The organism is Blastococcus sp. SYSU D00922 (assembly GCF_054050495.1).
Window position 1 is genome coordinate 1 of the sequence record NZ_JBJGZL010000025.1, and the last position, 23,526, is coordinate 23,526.

The 23,526-nt window shown below is 74.6% G+C and carries 23 protein-coding genes and 1 riboswitch; of the genes, 12 read left to right on the forward strand and 11 right to left on the reverse strand.

What is annotated here, in order from left to right; translation table 11 throughout:
- Positions 1-118 precede the first annotated feature (118 nt).
- On the forward strand, positions 119-511 hold the full coding sequence (locus ACI78T_RS20500) for a VOC family protein (RefSeq protein WP_456559983.1): 393 nt from the start codon (positions 119-121) through the stop codon (positions 509-511).
- Here the strand turns inward: ACI78T_RS20500 and ACI78T_RS20505 are convergent.
- Positions 508-1,326, reverse strand: coding sequence for an MBL fold metallo-hydrolase (locus ACI78T_RS20505; RefSeq protein WP_456559984.1), 819 nt, complete (start codon positions 1,324-1,326; stop codon positions 508-510). The two genes, ACI78T_RS20500 and ACI78T_RS20505, sit on opposite strands and share 4 nt — an antisense overlap.
- A 65-nt stretch (positions 1,327-1,391) precedes the next feature.
- On the opposite strand from ACI78T_RS20505, the gene ACI78T_RS20510 reads away from it, so the two are divergent.
- From ACI78T_RS20510 to ACI78T_RS20535, 6 genes are all read left to right on the forward strand, one after another.
- On the forward strand, positions 1,392-3,260 hold the full coding sequence (locus tag ACI78T_RS20510; RefSeq protein WP_456559985.1) for a cation:proton antiporter domain-containing protein: 1,869 nt from the start codon (positions 1,392-1,394) through the stop codon (positions 3,258-3,260).
- 20 nt (positions 3,261-3,280) lie between these two features.
- Positions 3,281-4,792, forward strand: coding sequence for a TldD/PmbA family protein (locus ACI78T_RS20515; RefSeq protein WP_456559986.1), 1,512 nt, complete (start codon positions 3,281-3,283; stop codon positions 4,790-4,792).
- Complete coding sequence (locus tag ACI78T_RS20520) at positions 4,789-6,177, forward strand: metallopeptidase TldD-related protein (protein ID WP_456559987.1); 1,389 nt, start codon at positions 4,789-4,791, stop codon at positions 6,175-6,177. Before ACI78T_RS20515 ends, ACI78T_RS20520 begins: the two co-directional genes overlap by 4 nt.
- Positions 6,178-6,458: 281 nt before the next feature.
- A complete protein-coding gene (locus tag ACI78T_RS20525; protein WP_116450709.1) occupies positions 6,459-6,761 on the forward strand; it encodes a hypothetical protein in 303 nt (100 codons plus the stop codon).
- A gap of 270 nt (positions 6,762-7,031) precedes the next feature.
- Positions 7,032-8,048, forward strand: coding sequence for a C40 family peptidase (locus ACI78T_RS20530; protein WP_456559988.1), 1,017 nt, complete (start codon positions 7,032-7,034; stop codon positions 8,046-8,048).
- 43 nt (positions 8,049-8,091) lie between these two features.
- Complete coding sequence (locus tag ACI78T_RS20535) at positions 8,092-9,555, forward strand: APC family permease (protein ID WP_456559989.1); 1,464 nt, start codon at positions 8,092-8,094, stop codon at positions 9,553-9,555.
- A 1-nt stretch (position 9,556) separates the two neighbouring features.
- Here the strand turns inward: ACI78T_RS20535 and ACI78T_RS20540 are convergent, their stop codons facing one another.
- Positions 9,557-10,135: a YdeI/OmpD-associated family protein gene (locus ACI78T_RS20540; protein WP_456559990.1), complete on the reverse strand. Its 579-nt coding sequence runs from the start codon at positions 10,133-10,135 to the stop codon at positions 9,557-9,559.
- Between the two features lie 64 nt (positions 10,136-10,199).
- Between ACI78T_RS20540 and ACI78T_RS20545 the strand changes: the two genes are divergently transcribed.
- The gene (locus tag ACI78T_RS20545) at positions 10,200-10,940 is read left to right on the forward strand and encodes a histidine phosphatase family protein (protein ID WP_456559991.1); all 741 of its coding nucleotides are present in this window, start codon (positions 10,200-10,202) and stop codon (positions 10,938-10,940) included.
- On the forward strand, positions 10,921-11,811 hold the full coding sequence (locus ACI78T_RS20550; protein WP_456559992.1) for an NAD(P)H-hydrate dehydratase: 891 nt from the start codon (positions 10,921-10,923) through the stop codon (positions 11,809-11,811). Before ACI78T_RS20545 ends, ACI78T_RS20550 begins: the two co-directional genes overlap by 20 nt.
- Here ACI78T_RS20550 and ACI78T_RS20555 read toward each other — a convergent pair.
- Entirely contained in the window at positions 11,808-12,842 is a 1,035-nt protein-coding gene (locus ACI78T_RS20555) for a uroporphyrinogen decarboxylase family protein (RefSeq protein ID WP_456559993.1), read from the reverse strand. The genes ACI78T_RS20550 and ACI78T_RS20555 overlap by 4 nt on opposite strands.
- 62 nt (positions 12,843-12,904) lie before the next feature.
- On the opposite strand from ACI78T_RS20555, the gene ACI78T_RS20560 reads away from it, so the two are divergent.
- Positions 12,905-13,483: a gamma carbonic anhydrase family protein gene (locus tag ACI78T_RS20560; protein ID WP_116450715.1), complete on the forward strand. Its 579-nt coding sequence runs from the start codon at positions 12,905-12,907 to the stop codon at positions 13,481-13,483.
- Between the two features lie 10 nt (positions 13,484-13,493).
- Here the strand turns inward: ACI78T_RS20560 and ACI78T_RS20565 are convergent, their stop codons facing one another.
- From ACI78T_RS20565 to ACI78T_RS20585, 5 genes are all read right to left on the reverse strand, one after another.
- Positions 13,494-14,699, reverse strand: coding sequence for a cysteine desulfurase-like protein (locus ACI78T_RS20565; protein ID WP_456559994.1), 1,206 nt, complete (start codon positions 14,697-14,699; stop codon positions 13,494-13,496).
- A gap of 100 nt (positions 14,700-14,799) precedes the next feature.
- Positions 14,800-15,843 (reverse strand): homoserine O-acetyltransferase MetX, encoded by a 1,044-nt coding sequence (gene metX, locus ACI78T_RS20570; protein ID WP_456559995.1) that lies wholly within the window; start codon positions 15,841-15,843, stop codon positions 14,800-14,802.
- 2 nt (positions 15,844-15,845) lie between these two features.
- Complete coding sequence (locus ACI78T_RS20575; RefSeq protein ID WP_456559996.1) at positions 15,846-17,138, reverse strand: bifunctional o-acetylhomoserine/o-acetylserine sulfhydrylase; 1,293 nt, start codon at positions 17,136-17,138, stop codon at positions 15,846-15,848.
- A 46-nt stretch (positions 17,139-17,184) separates the two neighbouring features.
- Positions 17,185-17,301, reverse strand: a riboswitch (SAM riboswitch).
- A 52-nt stretch (positions 17,302-17,353) separates the two neighbouring features.
- Positions 17,354-18,415, reverse strand: a complete 1,062-nt coding sequence (locus ACI78T_RS20580; RefSeq protein ID WP_456559997.1) for a threonine aldolase family protein — start codon at positions 18,413-18,415, stop codon at positions 17,354-17,356.
- 35 nt (positions 18,416-18,450) lie between these two features.
- Complete coding sequence (locus tag ACI78T_RS20585) at positions 18,451-19,152, reverse strand: hypothetical protein (protein ID WP_456559998.1); 702 nt, start codon at positions 19,150-19,152, stop codon at positions 18,451-18,453.
- A gap of 24 nt (positions 19,153-19,176) precedes the next feature.
- Between ACI78T_RS20585 and ACI78T_RS20590 the strand changes: the two genes are divergently transcribed.
- On the forward strand, positions 19,177-20,220 hold the full coding sequence (locus ACI78T_RS20590) for a zinc-dependent alcohol dehydrogenase family protein (protein ID WP_456559999.1): 1,044 nt from the start codon (positions 19,177-19,179) through the stop codon (positions 20,218-20,220).
- A 4-nt stretch (positions 20,221-20,224) separates the two neighbouring features.
- Here the strand turns inward: ACI78T_RS20590 and ACI78T_RS20595 are convergent, their stop codons facing one another.
- The 3 genes from ACI78T_RS20595 to ACI78T_RS20605 all read right to left on the reverse strand — a co-directional run bounded on the left by ACI78T_RS20595 (position 20,225) and on the right by ACI78T_RS20605 (position 22,453).
- Positions 20,225-20,704 (reverse strand): hypothetical protein, encoded by a 480-nt coding sequence (locus ACI78T_RS20595; protein ID WP_456560000.1) that lies wholly within the window; start codon positions 20,702-20,704, stop codon positions 20,225-20,227.
- On the reverse strand, positions 20,701-21,594 hold the full coding sequence (locus ACI78T_RS20600; RefSeq protein ID WP_456560001.1) for a mechanosensitive ion channel family protein: 894 nt from the start codon (positions 21,592-21,594) through the stop codon (positions 20,701-20,703). Before ACI78T_RS20600 ends, ACI78T_RS20595 begins: the two co-directional genes overlap by 4 nt.
- A gap of 67 nt (positions 21,595-21,661) precedes the next feature.
- Complete coding sequence (locus ACI78T_RS20605; protein WP_456560002.1) at positions 21,662-22,453, reverse strand: thioesterase family protein; 792 nt, start codon at positions 22,451-22,453, stop codon at positions 21,662-21,664.
- A gap of 92 nt (positions 22,454-22,545) precedes the next feature.
- Here ACI78T_RS20605 and ACI78T_RS20610 point away from each other — a divergent pair, with 92 nt between their 5' ends.
- Complete coding sequence (locus ACI78T_RS20610) at positions 22,546-23,505, forward strand: EamA family transporter (RefSeq protein WP_456560003.1); 960 nt, start codon at positions 22,546-22,548, stop codon at positions 23,503-23,505.
- Positions 23,506-23,526 lie beyond the last annotated feature (21 nt).

Here is a 23,526-nt window from a genome sequence, read left to right on the forward strand (position 1 = left end):
CCCTTCAGCCCGCCCCCCCCCCCCCGCCCCCCCCCCCCCCCCCCCCCCCCCCCCCCCCCCCCCCCCCCCGCGCCCCCCCCCCCCCCCCCCCCCCGGCCACCACGTGAGGAGGTCCGTCATGGACATGAAGCTCGAACTCGTCCCCATCCCGGTGGCCGACGTCGACCGTGCCAAGGCGTTCTACGCCGAGCAGCTCGGCTTCGTCCTCGACGTCGACGTGCGGCCGGCGGCCGGCGTCCGGGTGGTGCAGCTGACCCCGCCCGGCTCCGCCTGCTCCGTCGGCTTCGGCACCGGCGTGCCGGCCTACGAGGGCACGCCCGGATCGGTCCGCGGGCTGCACCTCGTCGTCGACGACATCGAGAAGGCCCGCGCGGAGCTGATCGGCCGCGGCGTCGACGTCGGCGAGATCCTGGACGTCGGCGGAGGCGTGCAGTACGCGGCGTTCAGCGACCCCGACGGCAACGGCTGGACGCTCCAGGTGATGGCCTGGCGGACCGGGGACGCCTTCTAAGCACGCAGGGAGATGGTCTCCCCTCGCTGTGCCGCCCGCAGCTCGCCGGGTAGCTCCCGGCGGCCGACCTCGGCGAGGAAGTCGCCCAGCGGGGAGGCGAACCGGTCGTAGTCGTCGAAGTGGACCGGCACCGTGACCGGCGGCTTCAGCAGCTCGACCAGGTCCGCGCCCTGCTGCCCGTCCATGGTGACCGTCAGCCCGAGCGCCTTCGTGCCGCCCAGGTGCGGGATGAGGACGTCGAGCGGCCCGCACCGCTCCAGCACCTCGCCCAGGAACGGCCGGTAGAGGGTGTCCCCGCTGATGTAGCCCCGCCAGGCCACGTCACCGCCGTCCCGGACGAGCTCCACGACGCTGCCCATCACCGCGGGCAGCAGCTTCGCCAGCGGTCCCGGGCCGTGCACGCCCGGAACGGCCGTGATCCGCAGGGTGTCGGTGCCGCGGGTGAACTCGTGCGTCTGCCACGGCTCCAGGTCTGCGGTGGCGGAGAAGCCGCGGTCGGCCAGGCACTTCGCCGCCTCGGACGTCGTCACCACCGGCGTCTCCTTGGGCAGCGACTTCGTCGCTATCCGGTCCCAGTGGTCGCCGTGCATGTGCGACAGCAGGATCCCGTCGAGCGCCGGCAGCTGCGTGGGCTGCAGCGCCGGCTCCGTCAGCCGCTTGGCGCGCAGGCCGTAGCCCAGCCGCGCCCGCTGGCCCCGGTGCAGGAAGTTCGGGTCGGTGAGGAGCGTGAACGCGCCGATCCGCAGCAGCATCGTGGCGTTGCCGCCGAAGGTCATCGTCACGTCGTCCGCGGGCTGTCCGGGGGGCTGGGCCATGGCCTTCGGCTACCCGTGCCGGGGCGCGGGAACACCGCCGCACGGGGCGGCGGTTGGTGGCGGTCGTGGACGTGACCGCCGAGATCGTGGCCCTGGTGATCGCCGTCGGCCTCGTGGCCGGCCTGTGCGACCGGTTCGGCTGGCCGACGCCGCTGGTGCTGGTGGTCGTCGGCGCCGCGGCGTCGTTCCTGCCGCACGTGCCCGAGATCGAGCTCGACCCCGACCTCGTGCTGCACGCGCTGCTCCCGCCGCTGCTCTACGCGACCACCCAGCGCACGTCGCTGTTCGACTTCAAGCACAACAAGCTGAGCATCGTCCTGATGTCGGTGGTGCTCATCGTCTTCAGCACCGTCGTCGTCGGCTGGGTCACCTGGCTGGTGCTGCCGGGCGTGGCGGTCGCCGCCGCGCTCGCCCTCGGTGCCGTGGTCGCGCCGCCCGACGCCGTCGCGGCCGCGGCGGTCGGCCGCCGGCTCGGGCTCCCCCGGCGGGTGGCCACGCTGCTCGAGCAGGAGAGCCTGGTCAACGACGCCGCCGCCCTGATCGCCCTCACCGTGGCGGTCTCGGCGCTGTCCTCGTCGCCGTCGGCCCCGGAGGTCGCGGGCGACTTCCTGTGGGCGGTCGTGGGCGCCGTGCTCGTCGGCGGTGCCGTCGCCGCCGTGCTGGCCGTGCTCCGCGCGCGGGTGAAGGACCCGGTGCTCGACACGCTGATCTCCTTCGTCGCCCCCTACCTCGCCTTCCTGCCGGCCGAGCGCGTCCACGCCTCGGGGGTGCTGGCCACCGTCGTCACCGGCCTGACCCTGGCCCACCTGTCGCCCCGGGTGCAGACGGCGTCGGCGCGGGTCACCGAGCAGATCACCTGGCGGACCGTCGCCTTCGTCCTCGAGAACGCGGTGTTCCTCGTGATCGGGCTCCAGCTGCCCGGCCTGCTCTCCGACGCCGCCGACAGCGGGCTGGGCGCCGGGCGGATCGCCGCCGTCTGCGCCGCGGTCCTGGTCGCCACGATCGTCGCCCGGGCGGTGTTCGTCTTCGGCGTCGCCGGAATCCTGCGCTCGGGCACGCCGTGGATGCGCCGCCAGGCGTGGAGCCCCGCCGTCGCCGGGCTGGTCTCGTGGGCCGGCATGCGCGGCGTGGTCACCCTCGCCGCCGCGCAGCTGCTGCCCGAGGACCTGCCCGACCGGGAGGTCCTGCTCCTGGCCGCGTTCACCGTGGTCGTCGGCAGCCTGCTGCTGCAGGGGTCGACGCTGCCCTGGCTGGTCCGCCGGGTGGGGCTGCCGCCGCCGGACCCGGCCGAGGACGCGCTGCGGGCCGCCGAGCTGGGGGACGCCGCCAACGCCGCCGGTCTGCGCCGGCTGCGCGAACTGGTGACCGGCGACGAGCCCGCCGGCGTGGTCGAGCGGCTGAAGGACCGGTCGGTGGCGCGCTCGCACGCGGCGTGGGAGCGGCTGGGCCGGCCGCTCGCCGACCAGGAGACCCCGTCGAACACCTACGCACGACTGCGGATGCAGATGCTGGCCGCCGAGCGCGAGGTGGTCGTGCGGGCCCGGGACGACGGCACGGCGCCCAACGACGTGCTGTCGGCGGCCCTCGCGGCGATCGACGTGGAGGAGTCGCTGCTCGACCGCCACGAGGAGCTCGAGAGCCGCGAGCGCGACCGCGCGCTGGTCCCCCGGGCAGGCGGCGCCCTCTGCGCCCACCTGGTGTCCGCCCCGGTGGGGGAGTCCGAGCCGGCCTCGGCGTGCGAGGACTGCCTGCGCGAGGGGACCACGTGGGTGCACCTGCGCCGCTGCCTGACCTGCGGGCACGTCGGCTGCTGCGACTCCTCCCCGCGCCGGCACTCCCGCGCGCACTTCGGCTCCGCGGGGCACCCGGTCGTCGTCAGCGCCGAGCCGGGCGAGGCCTGGCGCTGGTGCTGGGTGGACGAGGAACTCGGCTGACGGCTGGTAGACAGGGGCGCGTGCCAGCCCGCGCCATCGACGACTCCTTCCTCGCCCTGCCGCTGTCCGCGCTCACCGACGCCGCGCTGACCCGGGCGGTCGACCTGGGCTGCGAGCACGCCGACATCCGGGTCGAGCGGATCCGCACCCAGACGATCAGCCTGCGCGACGCCCGCCCGGAGGCGTCCGTCGACGGCGAGGACCTCGGCCTGTCGGTCCGCGTCGTCCACGAGGGCACCTGGGGCTTCGCCGCCGGCGTCGTCCTCACCGCCGCCGAGGCCGTGCGCCTGGCGGAGGAGGCGGTCGCCGTGGCGACGGTGTCCTCGGCGATCAACAGCGACCGCGTGGAGATCGCCCCCGAGCCCGTCCACGCCGACGCCGTCTACGTCTCCGCCTACGACGTCGACCCGTTCACCGTCCCCGACGCCGAGAAGTCGGGCCTGCTCACCGACCTCTCCGAGCAGCTCCTGGCCGCCGACGGCGTGGAGCACGTGCAGAGCCGGTGCATGCACGTGAAGGAGCAGAAGTACTACGCCGACACCGCCGGCACGCGCACCCGCCAGCAGCGCATCCGGATCCAGCCGGAGTTCACGGCACTCACGGTCGACCGCGCGACCGGCTCGTTCGAGAGCATGCGCACCCTGGCCCCGCCGGTCGGCCGCGGCTGGGAGTACATGACCGGCACCGGCTGGGACTGGCGCGCCGAGCTGGCCGAGATCCCCGAGCTGCTGCGCGAGAAGACGAAGGCGCCGTCGGTCACCGCCGGCCGGCACGACCTCGTCGTCGACCCCTCGAACCTGTGGCTGACCATCCACGAGTCCATCGGGCACGCCACCGAGCTGGACCGGGCGCTCGGCTACGAGGCCGCCTACGCCGGGACCTCGTTCGCCACCGTCGACAAGCTGGGCACCCTGCAGTACGGCTCGCCGCTGATGAACGTGACCGGCGACCGCACCGCCCTGCACGGCCTCTCGACGGTCGGCTGGGACGACGAGGGCGTCGCCGGCCAGCAGTGGGACATCGTGAAGGACGGCGTCCTGGTCGGCTACCAGGTCGACCGGAACATGGCGCGGCTGCGCGGTCTGGGCCGCTCGAACGGCTGCGCCTTCGCCGACTCCCCCGGCCACGTGCCGGTGCAGCGGATGGCCAACGTCTCGCTGCGCCCCGACCCGGACGGCCCGTCCACCGAGGACCTGATCGCCGGCGTCGAGCACGGCATCTACGTCGTCGGCGACAAGAGCTGGTCGATCGACATGCAGCGCTACAACTTCCAGTTCACCGGCCAGCGGTTCTACCGGATCGAGGGCGGGAGGCTCGCCGGCCAGGTGCGCGACGTCGCCTACCAGGCGACGACGACCGACTTCTGGGGCTCGATGCGCGTCGTGGGCGGGCCGGACACCTACGTGCTCGGCGGCGCGATGAACTGCGGCAAGGCGCAGCCCGGCCAGGTCGCCCCGGTCAGCCACGGGTGCCCGGTGGCGCTGTTCGAGGGCGTCAACATCCTCAACACGGTGCAGGAGGCCGGGCGATGAGCCGGGTGACCCCGCAGGAGCTGGTCGAGAAGTGCCTCGCGGCCTCGACCGCCGACGACCAGATCACCTTCGTCGTCGAGAGCTCCGAGGCCAACCTCCGCTGGGCGGGCAACAGCCTGACCACCAACGGGGCGATGCGCTCCCGCCAGGTCGTCGTCGTCTCCTTCGTGGACGGCGGCGCGGGGGTGGCGGCCGGCACCGTCACCCGCACGGGCACCCCGGACGTCGACGAGCTGGTCGCGGCCAGCGAGCAGGCCGCCCGGGACGCCGGCCCCGCGGAGGACGCCGTCCCGCTCATCGGCGACGAGCCGCCCGGGAACGGCGACTGGGCGGCCCCCGCGGCCGAGACGTCGATCGACGTGTTCGCCGGCTTCGCGCCGGATCTCGGGCAGGCGTTCGGCGAGGCGCGCGACCGGGGCGAGCTGCTCTACGGGTTCGCCGAGCACCAGATGGCCACCACCTACCTGGGCAGCTCGACCGGCCTGCGGCTGCGCCACGACCAGCCCACGGGACGGGTGGAGCTCAACGGCAAGAGCCCCGACTTCAGCCGCTCGGTGTGGGCGGGCGTGGGCACGCGCGACTTCCGCGACGTCTCGGTGGCGGGCCTCGCCGCCGAGGTCGAGCGGAAGATGGGCTGGTCGAAGCGGCGGGTGGAGCTGCCGGCGGGCCGCTACGAGACGCTGCTCCCGCCGTCGGCGGTCAGCGACCTGATGATCTACCTCTACTGGACGATGGAGGCCCGGGACGCCGACGAGGGCCGCAACGTCTTCGCCAAGCCCGGCGGCGGCAACCGGGTGGGGGAGCGGCTGGCCGCGCTGCCGCTGACGCTGCGCAGCGACCCGCACGCGCCCGGCCTGGAGACCGCGCCCTTCCAGGTGGTCGGCGCCTCCTCGGGTTCGGCCTCCGTCTTCGACAACGGGATGGCCAGCCCGGCGGTGAGCTGGATCGAGCAGGGCACGCTCACCAACCTGATCCGCCCGCGCGCCTGGGCGCTGAAGACCACCGCCCCCGCGACGGCGGCGGTGGACAACCTGGTCCTCGAGGACCCGACGGCGACGGCGTCCCTGGACGAGATGCTGGCGGCCACCGACCGCGGCCTGCTCCTGACCACCCTCTGGTACATCCGCGAGGTCGACCCGCAGACGTTGCTGCTGACCGGCCTGACCCGGGACGGCGTCTTCCTCGTCGAGGGCGGAGAGGTGACCGGGGCGGTGAACAACTTCCGCTTCAACGAGTCGCCGGTCGACCTGCTGGGCCGGACGGTCCAGGCGGGGCGCACCGAACGGACGCTGCCGCGCGAGTGGAACGACTGGTTCACCCGCTGCGCCATGCCGCCGCTGCGGGTGCCGGACTTCAACATGAGCAGCGTCAGCCCCGCGAGCTGACGAGGCTCCGCCCCTCCTGTCACATCCGTCCCGCGAGGTGAGTCGGGACGGTGCAGTTCTGCACAACGGTCCTGGAGAACCGTCGGTGACAAATGCCGGGGACGGGTCGTGCTGAGCTGATTACGCTGGGTACCGGGAGAGCGACGCCGCTAAACCCCGAAAACGGACGAAATTCCGGCGCACGGGATTCAGCACCCGCCGATTCCTGCCGATATCTCGTCCAGTTCGATCCAGCACAGGCACACGGGTCCCGACTTCTCCGGGACCGAGGGGAGGACTCCGTGACCAGGAGTCGCAAGCCGTCCGTCTTCCAGGTGGGCAAGGTCCGGGACGACGGCCGCACGGTCGTCATCTCCGGCTGGGGGCTGGGGCTGTGCGCCACCGGCTGCGCCTGCCACCGCCACCCCGTCGCCGGGCACCTCGCCATCGCCGAGGACCAGGCCGGCGGCAAGCTCGGCCTCGCCAGCTACGCCGACGGCGAGTGCGACTGCTGCGAGGCGTGGACCGCCGACGAGCTCGCCGCGATCCTGCGCGACCTCGACACGGTCGCGGGCCTGCAGGCCCAGGAGCCCCTCGCCGGCTGAACGACGTCGTCGCCCCCTTCCCGGGGGCACGGATGTGCGCCCAGGGTCCATTTCGGAATGGACCCTGGGCGCACATTCGTCTGCGGTGCTTTCGCGGGAACGCGCGGGACTGCCGTCGACCACTGGTGCACGTGTGACACGCGGTGCGGATCGACGGATTGTGACAGCGCGCCTTCCCCTACTTGTCGACACCGGATCCTTACCGTCCGTTCTGACGCGCAACGAACGTGACCCCTTCCCCGGGTCCGGCGCAACCGACGGAGGCGGACGGTGCAGTCCTCGCGCACGACGACCCGGCGCCGTTCCCGTGCCCTCCTCGCTCTCAGCGGGGCGCTGCTCGCGGTCGCGACGGGCGTCCTCGCCCCGGCTCCGGCAGCCGCCGATCCCGCGACGTCGGCGGAGGCGCAGAAGCTGGTGCAGGAGGCGGCCCAGCAGCTCACCGCCATCGAGGAGCAGCTGCACGAGGCCGAGCTGATCGTGGCCGACCAGCAGAAGGCCGCCGACGACGCCGCGGCCGCCGCGGCGGTCGCCCAGCAGGCCCTGGACGTCTACGCGCCCCAGATCCGGGCGATCGCGCAGAGCGGGTTCACCGCCAAGAGCCAGTCGCGGGTCGCCGCCTTCCTCACCAGCGAGTCCGCCGACGAGCTCGTCCAGCAGATGACGACGCTGGACATGATCGCCGTGCACACCAACGCCGTCGTCACCGAGGCCTCGCAGGCGCAGCGCGCCGCGCAGCAGGCCCAGGCGGTCGCCGACCAGGCCGCGGCCGCCGCCCGCGCCGGCCTCGAGCAGCTGCAGGGCCAGCAGGCCGAGCTGCAGGAGAAGGTCGACGCCTACCAGGCCGACTTCGCCCGCCTGTCGGCCGCCGAGCAGGCCGCCGTCACCACCGCCGTCGCCGGCCGCACGCTGCAGGCGCCGCGCGACCTGCCCATGCCGCCCGGCGCGGCGGGTGCGGCGATCCAGACCGCGCTGGCCCAGGTCGGCGACCGCTACCAGCACGCGGCGATGGGCCCCGACGCCTTCGACTGCTCCGGCCTCACGTCCTACGCCTACGCCGCGGCCGGCGTCTCGCTGCCGCACTCCAGCCGCGCGCAGTCGCAGCTGGGCACCCAGGTCTCGCGGGCCGAGCTCCAGGCCGGCGACCTCGTCTTCTTCTACAACCCGATCAGCCACGTGGGCCTCTACATCGGCAACGGCATGATGGTGCACGCCCGCACCTACGGCTCGCCGGTCGCCGTCACCAGCGTCGACCAGCGCGGCTTCCGGTTCGGCGTCCGCCTGGGCTGAGGCCCCGGCACGCCGTCCCGGATCGGACTGGCACGATCCGGACGTGACCGTCCGGACACCCGCCCCTCCGGAGCCCACGCTCCGCCCCGACGCGGTGGGGTTCGTCGACTCCCTCGTCATCGGCCTCGCCGCGACGTCGCCGGCGTACTCGCTGGCCGCCGTCATCGGGCCGGTCGTGGCGCTGGTCGGCGTGCACGCCCCGGGCGTGCTGCTGGCGTCGTTCGTGCCGATGCTGCTCATCGCCGGCGCCTTCGCCGCGCTCAACCGCGTCGACCCCGACTGCGGGACGACGTTCTCCTGGGTCACCCGTGCGCTGGGGCCGTGGACCGGCTGGATCGGCGGCTGGGCGATCACCATGACCGGCGTCCTCGTCCTGGGCTCGCTCTCGGAGGTCGGCGTCCGCTTCACCCTGCTGGCCGTGGGACTCGACGGGTGGACGGAGTCGACGCCGGTCGTCATGGGCCTGACCGTCGCGCTGATCCTGCTCATGGCCTGGATCTGCGTGCGCGGCACCGAGGTGTCGGCCCGGTTGCAGAACGGGCTGATCCTGGCCCAGACGGCGGCGCTGGCGGTCTTCGCCGTCGTGGCACAGGCGCGGGGCCTGCGGGGCGACAGCCCGTTCGGCGCGCTCACGCCGTCCTGGGACTGGCTCGACCCCTTCGGCGCCGGGGGCGCGGCGCTGACCAGCGGCCTGCTGCTCGGCGTCTTCGCCTACTGGGGCTGGGAGTCGGCGGTGAACCTCACCGAGGAGACGACGAACCCGCGGACGGCGCCCGGGCGCGCCGCGGTGCTCTCCACGGTCGTCCTGCTGCTCACCTACCTGGGCGTGGCCGCCGCGGTCGTCTCCTTCGCCGGGACGGCGTTCCTGGCGGACAACGCCGACGAGGAGGAGGCGGTCTTCGCGCTGCTGTCGTCGGAGACGCTGGGCGGCTGGGACTGGGTGGTGCTGCTCGCCGTCGCCACGTCCGCCATCGCCTCGACGCAGACGACGATCATCCCGGCCTCGCGGACCGGCCTGTCGATGGCGCGGCGCGGGGCGCTGCCGCGGCGGTTCGCGTCCATCTCGCCCGCCCACCGGACGCCGGACGTCTCGACCTGGTGGGTCGCCGCCGTGGGGGTGGCCTGGTACGTGGTCGTGGGGCTCATCAGCGAGAACGCGCTCTACGACTCGATCACCGGGCTGTCGCTGCTCATCGCGCTGTACTACGCGCTCACCGGCCTGGCCTGCGCGGTGTACTTCCGCCGGCACCTGCTGCGCAGCGTGCGGAACCTGCTGCTGCTCGGGGTCGGCCCGCTGGCCGGGGCGGCGATGCTCACCTGGCTGCTCGTCCTGTCGGTGCGCGACCTCGCCGACCCGGACAACTCCTACACCGGGCAGGCGTGGCTCGGTGTCGGGCCGCCGCTGGTGATCGGCGTCGGCGTGATGGCCGCCGGCATCGGGCTGATGCTGTGGTGGCGCCGGCGCGACACCGCCTTCTGGCGGGAGCGGGCCTCGGTCGCGCCCTGACTCAGTGGTGGGTGCGGCCGTTCCGCAGCATGTCGACGGCGGCCGCGATGCGCTTCGCCCGCGTGGCCGGGGTGCCCGCCGTGTGCACCCGGTGGAGGACGGCGTAGCGGTTCTGGCCGTCCAGGCCGTCGAACGCCGCCCGCGCCGCCGGCTCGGCGTCCAGGGCCGCCGCCAGGTCGTCGGGCACGGTGATCGTCGCCGGACCCGCGTAGGCGCGCTCCCACCGCCCGTCGGCCTTCGCGGCCTCGACCGCCGCCAGCCCGGCCGGGCGCATCCGCCCCTCGGCGATCAGCCGCTCGACGGTCGCGACGTTCTTCAGCGACCACACGCTCTTCGGCCGCCGCGGGGTGATGCGCTGCACGTACCAGGTGTCGTCGACCCGGTTGGCCCGGCCGTCGATCCAGCCGAAGCAGAGCAGCACCTCGACCATCTGCTCCCAGTCGACCGACGGGATGCCGGTGCCCTTCTTGGCGATCTTCACGTAGAGGCCGGGAGCGGTGGCGTGCTCGGCCTCCAGCCACGCCTCGAGCGCGGGCTGGTCGGCGAACGGCAGCACCGGCAGGTCGGTGGGCAGCGTCACGGCGCCATCCTGCCGTCGGGGGACGACGGTTTCGGTGCTCGGCTGCGCGGCTACCGGCGTCCGGGTGAGTGATCGGGGACCGGGGCCGGTGGTGGTGTGGCTCGTCCGCCACGGCGAGAGCATGGGCAACGTCGCCGACGCGCGGGCGCAGAAGGCGGGCGCGGGCCGGCTGCAGCTGGACATCCGCGACCCCGACGTCCCCTTGTCGGACACCGGGCGGTCGCAGGCGGAGGCCCTGGGCCGCCACCTCGCCGACCTGCCGGAGGACCAGCGCCCGACCGCCGTGCTCAGCTCGCCGTTCGCCCGCGCGCTGACCACCGCGCAGCTGGCCACGGCGGGCCTCGACGTCCGGGTGCGCACCGACGAGCGGCTGCGCGAGCGCGACTTCGGCGCGTTCGACGGGATGACCGGCGCCGGGATCCGCGAGCAGTACCCCGAGGAGGCCAAGCGGCGCGACCTGCTCGGGAAGTTCTACTACCGGCCCCCGGGCGGGGAGAGCTGGGCCGACGTCGCCCTGCGGCTGCGCAGCCTGCTGGCCACCGAGGCGCTGCGGCACGACTGCGAGCGGCTGATGATCGTCGCCCACCAGGCCGTGATCATGGTGCTCCGCTACATCCTCGAGGAGCTGACCGAGCAGGAGCTGATGGCGGTCGACCGCGAGGAGCAGGTCGCCAACGCCTCCCTCACCCGCTACGAGATGGACGACGCCGGCGACCTGCGGCTGGCCGAGTTCAACGCCGTCGACCACCTGGTCGCCGAGGACGAGGACGTCACCGAGGAGCCCGATGCCGCGCAGCAGCCCTGACCCCACGCTGGTCACCCCGCAGGTCCTGCGCGGCTGGCCGCTGCCGGAGCCCTCGGGCGGGAAGAACGCCCGCGGTTCCATCCTGGTGATCGGCGGCAGCACCGAGACCCTCGGCGCCGTGCTGCTCGCCGCGGAGGCCGCGATGCGCGCCGGCGCCGGGAAGCTGCAGGTGGCGACCGTGGCGTCCCTGGCGCCGTTCGCCACGAACGCCCTGCCCGAGGCCCTGGTGCGGGCGCTCCCGGAGACCGACGGCGGCGCGATCAGCGCGGCGGCGGCCGACACGGTCCGGGACCTCGCGGAGTCCGCGGACGCCGTCCTGATCGGGCCCGGCATGGCCGACACCGAGGAGACGGCGGCCTTCGGCGAGCGGCTCCTGCCCCACCTGTCCGGCCCGCTCGCGCTGGACGCGCTGGGGCTGTCGTGCGTCACCGCGAACGACGCGGCCGTCCGTCACCTGGACGGGCGCGTCGTGCTGACGCCCAACCCGACCGAGATCGCCTACGCCCTCCACGTGGAGGAGCGGGAGATCGACGACGACCCCGCCGGCGCCGCGGCGCGGCTCGCCGACCGCACCGGCGCCGTCGTCGGGCTGGGCGGTGCCACGTCGTGGATCGCCTCGCCGGACGGCCGGATCTGGCAGGACGACAGCGGCACCGCGGGTCTCGGTGTCTCGGGCTCGGGAGACGTGCGGGCGGGCATCACCGGCGGCCTGCTGGCCCGCGGCGCCGACCCGGCGCAGGCGGCCGTGTGGGCGGCGTTCCTGCACGGCCGCTGCGGCGAGCGGCTGGCATCGGCCGTGGGCCGGCTCGGCTTCCTCGCCCGCGAGCTGCCCGCGGAGATCCCGCGGGCGCTGGCGGAGGTCGCGTCCTAGAGCTCGGCTCGCAGGACCTCCGCGGCGAGTGCCAGGGAGCGCATCTTCCCGGCGGCCGATTCCCGCGGCAGGTACTTCAGGCCGCAGTCGCTGGTGAGGACCAGCCGCTCGACGTCGACGTCCTCCAGCGCCCGGCGCACCCGGTCGGCAATGACCTCCGGCGTCTCCACCTCGGGCGTGGACAGGTCGAGGACGCCCAGCGCGATGCCCTTGCTCCGCAGCGGCCGCAGCGTGGCCGGGTCGAGGTGCGACTGCGCCGTCTCGACCGCCACGGTGTCCACCGGGGTGTCGGCGAGCTCGGGGAGGAACGAGTAGCCCTCCGGCCGCTCGGACACCATCGCCGCGTAGCCGAAGCACAGGTGGAGGTGCACCGGGCCCGGCGCGCCCTCGACGGCCCGGGTGACGGCCTCGGCGCCGTACTTCCGCGCGATCTCCGGACGTGCCTGCAGCCACGGCTCGTCGATCTGCACGATGTCGGCGCCCGCGGCGAACAGGTCGGCGATCTCGGCGCGGACGACGTCGGCGTAGGCCAGCGCCAGCGCGCGGTCGTCGCCGTAGTGGTCGTCCTGGGCCTGCTGCGCCATCGTGAACGGGCCGGGGACGGTGAACTTGACCGCGCGGTCGGTGTGCGCCCGGAGGAACCGCACGTCGTCGGCGTCGATCGGCCGCGGACGGCGGATCTCCCCGACCACCCGCGGCACCGGGATCGGCTTGCCCGAGCGGTTCAGCACGCTGCCCGGGGTGTCGAGGTCGATGCCGTCCAGCGCGGTGGCGAAGTGGTTGGAGTAGGACTCCCGGCGGATCTCGCCGTCGGTGACGATGTCGAGCCCCGCCTCCTCCTGCGAGCGGATCGCCAGCAGCGTGGCGTCGTCCTGCGCCTCGGCCAGCAGCTCCGGCGCCACCCGCCAGAGTTCCCGGGCGCGGACGCGGGGCGGGAACTGGTGGGCCAGGCGGTCGCGGTCGATCAGCCAGCCGGGCTGGGGGAGGCTCCCCACGACGGAGGTGGGCAGCGGGGGCAGCGGTGCGGCCATGCGGGGAGTCTGCCGCGCGTGGGGACTGTGCGCGGCGGCCGGGGCTGTGCTGTGCTGACGGCGTGGCGGACAACTACATCGCAGAACTGCCCTTCGGCGCCCCGAAGATCGACGACGACGCCTTCGTCGCGCCCACCGCGGTCGTGGTGGGCGCGGTGACGATGGGGCCGCGGGCCAGCATCTGGTACGGCGCCGTGGCCCGGGCCGACCACGAGACGATCGAGATCGGCGAGGGCTCGAACGTGCAGGACGGCTGCACGCTGCACTCCGACCCCGGCTTTCCGCTGGTGGTGGGCCGGAACGTGACCGTCGGGCACCGGGTCGTCCTCCACGGCGCCCGGATCGACGACGAGGTGCTCGTCGGCATGGGCAGCGTCGTCATGAACGGCGCGCACATCGGCTCGGGCTCGATCGTCGCCGCGGGCGCCGTCGTCACCCAGGGCAAGCAGTTCCCGCCGCGCTCGGTCATCGCCGGCGTGCCGGCCAAGGTCGTCCGCGAGGCGACCGAGGACGACCTGCTGCACATCCGCGGCAACGCGGCCGCGTACTACGAGCGGCTGCCCGAGGCCCGCAAGGTCCGCCCGGTGGTCCGGCGCAAGCTCCCGCCGGCCGGGATGGTGCCGGGCGACGCGCTGGCCTGAGGCGCACGGCTCAGCGGACGGCGAGCCACTCCCGCAGGCCGGTGAGCAGGCGCGCGACGTCGTCGGCGTCGCTGTAGGGCGCCAGGCCGACCCGGAGCCCGCCGGTGTCGCCGAGGCCGAGCCAGCGGCTGGCCTCGATGGCGTAGAACGAGCCGGCCGGGGCGTTGACGCCGCGCTCGGCCAGGAACCGGTAGGCGTCGGCGGCGTCCCGGCCGTCGAAGGTCAGCAGCAGCGTGGGCGTGCGGTGGGCCGCGCGCGACCACAGCCGGACGCCGGGCAGCGCGGTCAGGCCCGCCTCCAGCTCGGCGCGCAGCCCGTCCTCGTACTCCTCGAGCACGGTCATGGCCGCGACCAGCCGCTCGCGCCGCGTGCCGCCGGCCGGGGACAGGTCCGCCAGGAAGTCGATCGCCGCCGTCGTCCCGGCCATGAGCTCGTAGGGCAGCGTGCCCAGCTCGAACCGCTCGGGGACCGCGTCGGTGGACGGCAGCAGCTTGGCCGGCCGCAGCGACTCCAGCAGCGCCGGGTCGGCGGCGAGCACGCCGCAGTGCGGGCCGAGGAACTTGTACGGCGAGCAGGTGTAGAGGTCCGCGCCCAGCGCGCGGACGTCGACCGGCGCGTGCGCGGTGAGGTGCACCCCGTCGACGGCCAGGAGCGCACCCACGGCGTGCACCCGGTCGGCGATCTCGGCCACCGGCGGGCGTGTGCCGATCAGGTTGGACGCCCCGGTGACGGCCACCAGCCGCGTCCTCTCAGTGAGCACCTCCGAGACGTCGTCGGCGGTCAGCTCGCCCGTCGCGGGGTCGAACGCCGCCCAGCGCACGGTCGCGCCCGCGGCCTCGGCGGCGATCACCCACGGGCGGACGTTCGCATCGTGGTCCAACCGCGAGACCACGACCTCGTCCCCCGGACCCCAGCCCGCCGCCAGCGCCCGCGAGACGTCGAAGGTGAGCTGGGTGGCGCTGCGCCCGAACACGATGCCGCGCGGGTCGGCGCCCAGCAGGTCGGCGAGCGCCTGCCGGGCGGCGGTGACGACGTCGTCGGCGGTCCGCTCGGCCGCGGTCACGGTGCCGCGGTTGGAGATCGGTGAACCCAGCGTCGCGGCGACCGCGTGGGCCACCTGGCGCGGGACCTGCGTGCCGCCGGGACCGTCGAAGTGGGCGGTCCCGGCCCGCAGCGCGGGGAACTGCGCGCGGACCGCGGCGACGTCGTAGCTCATGCGCCCGACGCTATCCCGACCGCGGATCTCCGCCGAGATCGCGTGATCTCGGCGCTTCAGGGCCCCCGATGTGCCGAGATCACGTGATCTCGGCTAAGGCTCAGGCGAGGAGTTCGCGGAGGAGCTTGCCGACGGCGGCGGTCTCGATGAGGAAGCCGTCGTGCCCGTAGGGGGAGGGGATCACCTCGAGCGGGACGCCGAGGCCGTCGGCGACCTGCTGCTGCAGCGCGATCGGGTACAGCCGGTCGCTGTCCACGCCGGCGACGACCGACCGCGCGGTCACCCGGGCCAGCGCATCCTCCACGCCGCCGCGGCCGCGGCCGACGTCCCAGGTGTTCATCGCCTGGGTGAGCAGCACGTAGCTGTCGGCGTCGAAGCGGGCCGCCAGCTTGTCGGCGTGGTGGTCCAGGTAGGAGGCGACGGCGAACCGGCCGTCCTCCTGCACCCGGGAGCCGAAGCGCTCGCCGAGCTCGTAGGCGCTGCGGTAGGTGAGGTGCGCGATCCGGCGGGCGATGCCGAGGCCGGCGACCGGCGGATCGGCCGGGTCGGCCCGGATCGCCGCCTGCTGCGTGGTCTGGGTGCCGATCTGGTCGGCGGTGGCGACCGCCCCCGACGCGAGGAAGAACAACGCGTCCACGCGCTCGGGCATCGCCACCGCCCACTCCAGCGCCCGCATCCCGCCCATCGAGCCGCCGACCACGCAGGCCCAGCGCGCGATACCCAGGGCGTCGGCCAGCGCCGCCTCCACCCGCACCTGGTCGCCGACGGTGACCTCGGGGAAGCGGGAGCCCCACCGCACCCCGTCCGGGGCGAGGGACGACGGCCCCGTCGTCCCCTGGCAGCCGCCGAGCACGTTGGCGCAGACGACGAAGAACCGGTCGGTGTCGAGCGGGGCGCCCGGTCCGACCAGCCCGTCCCACCAGCCGGCCGTCGGGTGCCCCGGGCCGGCGGCACCGACGACGTGGCTGTCGCCCGTGAGCGCGTGCTCGACGAGCACGGCGTTGTCGCCGTCGGCCGCGAGCGTCCCCCACGTCTCGTACGCGACCCGGACCGACGGCAGCTCACCACCGCGCTCCGGGGAGAACGCGGGCAGGTCGAGGAAGACCCGGTCGCCGACCGGGTCCCCCTCGACCCATCCGCCCATCGTCAGGCCGACTTGGCGGCCCGGAAGCCGGCCTCGAGGTCGGCCAGGATGTCCTCGATCCCCTCCAGCCCGACGGCGAGGCGCACCAGGCCGGGCGTGACACCGGTGGTGAGCTGCTCCTCGGCGGTGAGCTGCGAGTGCGTCGTCGACGCGGGGTGGATCACGAGGCTGCGGACGTCGCCGATGTTGGCCACGTGGCTGTGCAGCTCCAGCGCCTCGACGAACTTCTGGCCGGCCTCCCGGCCGCCGTGCAGCTCGAAGGTGAGGACGGCGCCGGCGCCCCGCGGCGCGTACTTCTGCTGGGCGGCGTGCCACGGCGAGGACTCGAGGACCGGGTAGTTCACGCGGTCCACCGCGTCGTGGGCCTCCAGGAACTCGGCGACGCGGATCGTGTTCTGCACGTGCCGCTCCATGCGCAGCGACAGCGTCTCGATGCCCTGGACGACGAGGAAGGCGTTGAACGGCGAGATGGCCGGGCCGAGGTCGCGGAGCAGCTGCACGCGGGCCTTGAGCGCGTAGGCCGGCGCACCGAGATCCTTGTAGACGACGCCGTGGTACGTCGGGTCGGGGGTGGTGAACCCGGGGAACTTGCCGCTGCCCCAGTCGAACGTCCCGCCGTCCACGATCAGCCCGGCGATCGCGGTGCCGTGCCCGCCCAGGTACTTGGTGGCCGAGTGGACGACGACGTCCGCGCCGAACTCGAACGGCCGGATGAGGAACGGCGTGGCGATGGTGTTGTCGACGATCAGCGGGACGCCGTTGCGGTGGGCGACCTCGGCGACCTTCTCGATGTCGAGGACGTCGCCCTTCGGGTTGCCGATGGTCTCGCCGAAGAACGCCTTGGTGTTGTCCCGCACCAGGGCCTGCCAGGCCTCCGGGTCGTCCGGGTCCTCGACGAAGGACACCTGGACACCCAGCTTCGGCAGCGAGTGGTGCAGCAGGTTGTAGGTGCCGCCGTAGAGCGAGGCGGAGGCGACGACGTGGTCGCCGGACTCGGCGATGTTGAGGATCGACAGCGTCGTCGCCGACTGCCCGCTGGCCACGGCCAGGGCCGCGACGCCGCCCTCGAGCGAGGCCACGCGCTGCTCCAGCGCGTCCTGCGTCGGGTTCATGATCCGCGTGTAGATGTTGCCCATCTCGGCCAGCGCGAACAGGTCCGCGGCGTGCTGGCTGTCGCGGAACTGGTAGGCGGTGGTGGCGTAGATCGGCAGCGCGCGGGCGCCGGTCGTGGGGTCGGGGCTCGTGCCGGCGTGGATCTGCCGGGTCTCGAAGCTCCAGCTCTGCGGGTCGGTCATGCGCCGTCTCCTCTTCGCTCGCGGAGAAGCCCGCGGCGCGCAGGAGACTCCGTCCTTGCCGGACGGCGGACGCCGCCCAGCCGGCTCTTCCCCTGGGAGCACCTCAGACGGAGTAGAGGTTGCCGGGCAGCCAGCCAGGTGCTTGTCGCTGCCTCTCGTGAGCCACCGCCGATCCTAGGACGCCGGATCACAGGCGTCACACCGGCCCCTGCTGATCAGCCGGCCAGAGTGGCGAAGGCCTTCCGGATCTCCTCCAGCGACAGGGCCATCGTGGCGTCGCCGACCGACAGCTCCACCAGCTGGACCCCCGGGTCGCTGGTCGTCGTGAACCGCTGCCAGGTCCACAGCCCGTCCTCCGCCAGCTGCCGGACCGCCGCACGCAGCGCGTCCGGGCTCGTGCGGAGCAGCAGGTGCAGCATCGGCGACTGCGGCGGGTCGGGGACCACGGTCACGCCGGGGAGGTCGCGCACCGCGCCGGCGATCTCCCGCGCCCGCGCGAGGTAGGTAGGCATCAGCGGCAGCCGGCGGCGCAGGCAGCTCAGCGCCGACGCCGCCCCGGGCCAGAGGCCGAACAGCGTGCCGCCCATCCGGCGCCGCCACTCCCTGACCTCGGCGACGACGTCCTCCGGGCCGGCGAGGCAGCAGCCGGGGAGGGCGCCGATGCCCTTGTAGAAGCTGACGTAGGCGGTGTCGAACAGGCCGGCGATCTCGGCGGGGGACCGGTCGTAGCCGGCGCTCGCCTCCCACAGCCGGGCGCCGTCCAGGTGCGCGGCCGCGCCGCGCCCGCGGGCCCACTCCACCTGCTGGACGAGGTCCTCCCACGGCGGCAGCTGCCCGCCGAGGTCGCGCTGGGGCAGCTCGACGAGCAGCACGGCCGGCGCCTCGCCCACGCCGTCCAGGTCGGCCCGCAGCAGCAGCCGGTTCTGGTCGCCGACGGGGCGCCCGACCAGCCCGTGCAGGCGCTGCGGGGCGCGGTCCTCGTGCCGCTCCAGGTGGCTCATCGGGTGGTAGACGACGGTGCGCCGTCCGCGCCGGTCGGCGTGCACCCGCAGCGCCGCCTGCTGCGCCATCACGCCGCTGGGCAGGTAGGCCGCGGCCGGGAACCCGAGCAGGCCGGCGACCTCGCGCTCCAGCTCGGCCACGACGCCGCCCTCGCCGTAGTGGTCGGTGGCGGTGCCCGGCGGGACGGTCGCCAGCAGGTCGGCGGCCGACTGCGGGCCGTGCAGGTTCAGCGCGCGGTCGCAGCGGTCCCGCAGGGCGGTGAGGTCGTCGTCCACGGGGACAGTCTGATGTCCCACGTGAAACACCGGTCTCAGGCAGGGGGGACCTCGAACCAGATCGCCCGCGCCCGCGCCGCGACCGTTCCGTCGGGCGCCACCAGCGCGGACGCGGTCGTCGAGCGCCGTCCCTCCCGGGCGACCATCCAGGAGAGGAGGACGTGGTCGGTGTCCAGCCGCACCGGTGCGTCCTGGCGGGCGGTGATCGTGCCCAGCAGGTGGGGCGCCGTGGACGCGATGGGCTGGAACGACGGGCAGTCCAGCGCCGCCCACACGGTCTCGGGCGCCGCGGCGCCGTCCGCCGACGGCAGCTCCGCGGTCGGGCGGAAGATCCCGGCCCACAGGTCCGGCCGGTCGGGCAGCGGGCCGGCGAAGACCGCCACCGCGTCGCCCGGGACGCGCGCCGGGCCGCAGCCGAAACAGCGCGGGAACGGGTGGTCGGTCCGCGGCGGCAGGGCCGCCTGGGCGGCCGCCGCCTCCGCGGGGGACGGCGCCGGCGGTACCGCGAGATCCAGGTCGGCCGGTGCCGCGGTGGCCAGCACGTCGTCGCCGTCGCGGAGCTCCACGCCGGCGTCGGCCCTCCGGACGTCGAGCGGGCGGTCCAGCGGGGTGGGCCGGCGCAGCCGGACGGACACCGCCGGCGTGCCGACCAGCGCCGCGAGCCGGCCGGCCAGGTACCCGCCGTTGGCGGTTCCGGGCGGGCCGCAGAAGCGCCCGGCGACGGTCAGGGTGGACACCCCGCCGACTCTAGGGACCCCGCCGTGCACGCTGACGGGGTGCGTGCGCTGCTCTTCGAGTCCTTCGCCGGCCCGCTGGCGGTCCGCGATGTCCCGGCCCCCGGCCCCGCCCCGGACGGCGTCGTGGTGCAGGTGGGCGCCAGCGGGATCTGCCGCAGCGACTGGCACGCCTGGCAGGGGCACGACCCCGACGTCGTCCTGCCGCACGTCCCCGGGCACGAGCTGGCCGGCACGGTGGCGGCCGTGGGGTCCGGCGTCCGGAGCTGGCGGGTCGGCGACCGGGTGACCGTGCCCTTCGTCAACGCCTGCGGGCGCTGCGCGCAGTGCGCGGCCGGGGACCACCAGGTGTGCGTCCGGCAGACCCAGCCCGGCTTCACCCACTGGGGATCGCTGGCGGAGTTCGTCGCCCTCGACGCCGCCGACGTCAACCTCGTCGCCGTCCCGGAGGACATGGAGCTCGCCACGGCCGCGGCCCTGGGCTGCCGGTACGCCACGGCGTTCCGCGCCGTCGCGCAGGTCGGTCGCGTGCGGCCGGGGGAGTGGGTGGCGGTGCACGGCTGCGGCGGCGTCGGGCTGTCGGCCGTCCAGATCGCGGTGGCCGCCGGCGCCCGGGTGGTCGCCGTGGACGTGTCCCCGGCCGCGCTCGACCTCGCCCGGGAGCTCGGTGCCGAGCACGCCGTGGACGGGCGGGCCGACGTGCCGTCCGGCGTCCTCGGGCTGACCGGCGGGGGAGCGCACGTGTCCCTCGACGCCCTGGGTGCGCCCTCGACCTGCGCGAACTCCGTGCGGAGCCTCCGGCCGCGCGGGCGGCACGTGCAGGTCGGCCTGCTCCCGCCGGAGCAGGGCCGCGCCGCGGTGCCGATGGAGCGGGTCATCGCCCTGGAGCTGCAGGTGCTCGGCAGCCACGGCATGGCCGCGCACGCCTACCCGGAGCTGCTCGGGCTGATCGCCGCCGGCCGGCTGGACCCGGGCCGGCTGGTCACCCGGCAGCTGGCCCTGGACGAGTCCCCCGCAGCCCTCGCCGAGGTCGGCCGGCGACCGGGGATCGCCGTCGTCACCTCGTTCTGACGGGTCAGCCCGGCGGGCTCTGCAGGGTCGGCGTGCTGCCGCGCGTCTGCGGCGCGCTCGTCGTCGGCAGCGAGGGCTCAGCCGTCTCCTCGGGCGGCGAGGTGCCGGTCGGCTGCTCGGAGGTCGTCGGCTCCGGGGCGGTGGTCGGCGCGCTGGACGTGGTACGAGGAGCCGACGGCGTGGGCTCCGCCGAGGTCTCCGGTGCGGTCGTCGTCGGCGTCGGGCCGGGCGCCGGTTGGCTCGTGCTGGTCTCCGTAGTGGACGTCGTCGCCGTCCCCGGCGCCGGCGGCTTCACGTTCAGGTAGAGCGCGTAGATCCCGACGAAGAGCACCGCCAGGACCACGGTGGAGGTGCGGGCGCGGCCCAGGTGCCCCGGGATCCGCCGGAACAGCGCGCGAGGACCGCCGGGTGCGGGAGCGGTGCTGACCGTCGGCGCGGCCACCTGCTCGGCCGGCTGGTCGCCGGTCGTCGACGGCTCGGTCATCGCCCCTCCTCCGGGTGGCCGTCGCCGTCGACCGCCGCGGCGGCCGCGGTCGGCGGGGGCACGTTCATCCCCTGGTTCCGGAACGCCAGGACGACGCGGGCGCGCAGGTCGCGGCCCACCTCGAACTGCTTGCCGGGCAGCGTGCGCGCCACGACCCGGACGTTGACCTGCTCGAGGTCGAGGCTCTCCACGCCCATGACGGTGGGCGGGTCGAGCAGCAACGGCCGCAGCGCGGGATCGCGGAACGCCTCCCGGCCGACGTCGCGGAGGATCTCGTTGACCCGGTTGACGTCCACGCTGGTCGGGACCGGGACGTCGACGACCGCCCGGGCCCAGTCGCGCGAGAGGTTGACGACCTTCACGATCTGCCCGTTCGGGACGGTGACGACCTCGCCGTTGGGCGAGCGGACCCGGGTGACGCGCAGCGTCACGTCCTCGACCGTGCCGGTCGCGGGCTCGGCGGCGCCCACCACGCTGATGTTCACGACGTCGCCGAACCCGTACTGCCGCTCGGTGATGATGAAGAAGCCGGCCAGGACGTCGCCGACGATGCGCTGCGCGCCGAAGCCGAGCCCCACGCCGAGGACCGTCGCGGGCGCGACCAGGCCGGTCACCGGTACGCCCAGGCGGTCGAGCACGAAGAACACCGCGATCGAGTAGATGAGGACGACGGCGGCCCAGGTGAGCACCTGGGTCAGCGAGTGCCGGTGCTTGGCCGCCTCCGACCTGACCAGCGCGTCGCCGCCCGTGGACCGCGCGTCGATCCGATCGGTGATGCGGCCGCCGATCCACGACACGAACCGCGCCAGCAGCACCGAGCCGAGGATGATCAGCACGACCTCGAGGCCCCGGCCGGACAGCCAGTCCCTGACCTCGGTCAGCGCGTCCATGCCGCTCCCGTCCGTCGTCCTGTCATCACGTCCACCTTGCCTGGTCCCGCGCCGCGCCGCCGGACGGTCAGCGCGGCTCCACGAACAGCGACTGCGCCGACCGGCCGATGGCCCCGTCGGCGTCGAACAGCACCGCCGTGCACTGCGCGGCCCCGGTGCCGCCCAGGGTCGTGACGGCGTCCATGCCGAGCCACTCCCCGCGCGGCGCCCGGTGCAGCGACACCAGCAGGTCGACGTTGGCGAAGGTCGCCCCCGTCCAGTCCAGCTCGGCGGAGATCCCGCTGGCCGCGTCGGTCATGACCAGCAGGTGCTGCAGCGGCGACATGGGTTCGCCGTCCACCAGGGTGCACCGCGGCCGGGTCCAGGCCGACGCCGGCCCCGGCGAGTTGAAGCTGCCGGTGGGGAACCGCCAGTCCAGCGCCCGGTGGTAGGCCACGTCGGCGGTGAAGAAGGCGGCCACCTCCTCCCGGCTCTCCTCGGGCGGCGCGGCCGCGGGGTGCTCCGCCGGCACCTCGGGACCGGCGCCGTCGGGCCGGGTGCGCATCCGCCAGGCCGACAGCCGCATGAGCGGCCGCTCGTCGGCCGCCGTGAGCACCGTCTCGACCAGCTCGATGCGCCGTCCGGGGCGGACCACCGACGAGCGCAGGAACACCTCGCCGACCGGCACCGGCGCGAAGATGTCGTAGGCCATCCGCACCGTCTGGCCGCCCTCGATGGCGCTCGCCCGCTCCGCCTCGCGCAGCAGCAGGGCCGCGGGCGGACCGGCGTGCTGGAGGCCGGTGTCCCAGGGGCCGATGGTGAGCGCGGTGGCCCGGAAACCGTCGTCCGTGGGCTCGTAGAGGGCGGCGGGCAGGTCCATGTCTGCAGTCTGTCGTCCCCGTCCGACCCGTCCGGGCGCGGGTCCACCGGGTCGTAGGTGGCAACCGCATGATTGGGGACTACGTTCCCCGTGTGCCCCGCACCGCGCGCCCCGCTCTCGGCTACGTCCTCACGCTGGCCGCAGCGGGGCTCTTCGCCGTCAACGGCACCGTCTCGACCCTGGCGCTGCAGGCCGGCATCCCGCCGACCCGGCTCACGGCTCTCCGGTGCACCGGCGCGGCGGTGGCGCTGCTCGTGGTCCTCGCGCTGGTTGCGCCCCAGCGGCTGCGGGTCACCTGGCGCGAGCTCCCCTTCCTCGCAGCCTTCGGCGTGATCGGCGTCGCCCTCACGCAGTTCCTCTACTACGTGGCGATCGGCCGGATGCCGGTGGGCATCGCGCTGGTCTTCGAGATGACCGCCCCGGTGTTCATCGCGCTCTACGTGTGGCTGGTGCGCAAGGAGAAGGTCCGCAGCCGTCTCTGGCTCGCCCTGCTGCTCTCGCTGTCCGGGCTGGTCTTCGTCGCCGAGGTCTGGCAGGACGGCGGCTCGCTCGACCCGATCGGGGTCGGCGCGGCGCTGCTGGCCGCGCTCTGCCTGGCCACCTACTACCTGATGGGGGAGCGCGGCACGACCACCCGCGACCCGGTGGCGCTCACCTGCTGGAGCTTCGTCTCGGCGGCGGTGTTCTGGGCCGTCGCCGCACCGTGGTGGCAGTTCGACGCCGGCGTGCTCGCGGAGCAGGTGCCGGTGTCCGTCGGCTCGGTGGAGCTGCCGCTGTGGCTGCTCGTGACCTGGATCGTCGTCCTGGGCGCGGTCGTGCCCTTCTGGCTGTCGATCGCCGCACTGCGCCACCTCGCGCCGACCGCCGCGGGGCTGGTCGCGACCGTCGAGCCGGTGTTCGCCTCGATCGTGGCCTGGCTGTGGCTGGAGCAGGTGCTGAGCGGCTGGCAGGTGCTGGGCGGCGCCGTCGTCCTCACCGGGATCGTGCTGGCCCAGACGGCGCGGGCCCAGGAGGTCCCGGTGCCGGAGACCCCCGCCGCCCTGTCCTCCTGAGGGGCCGAAGTGGCCACTTCG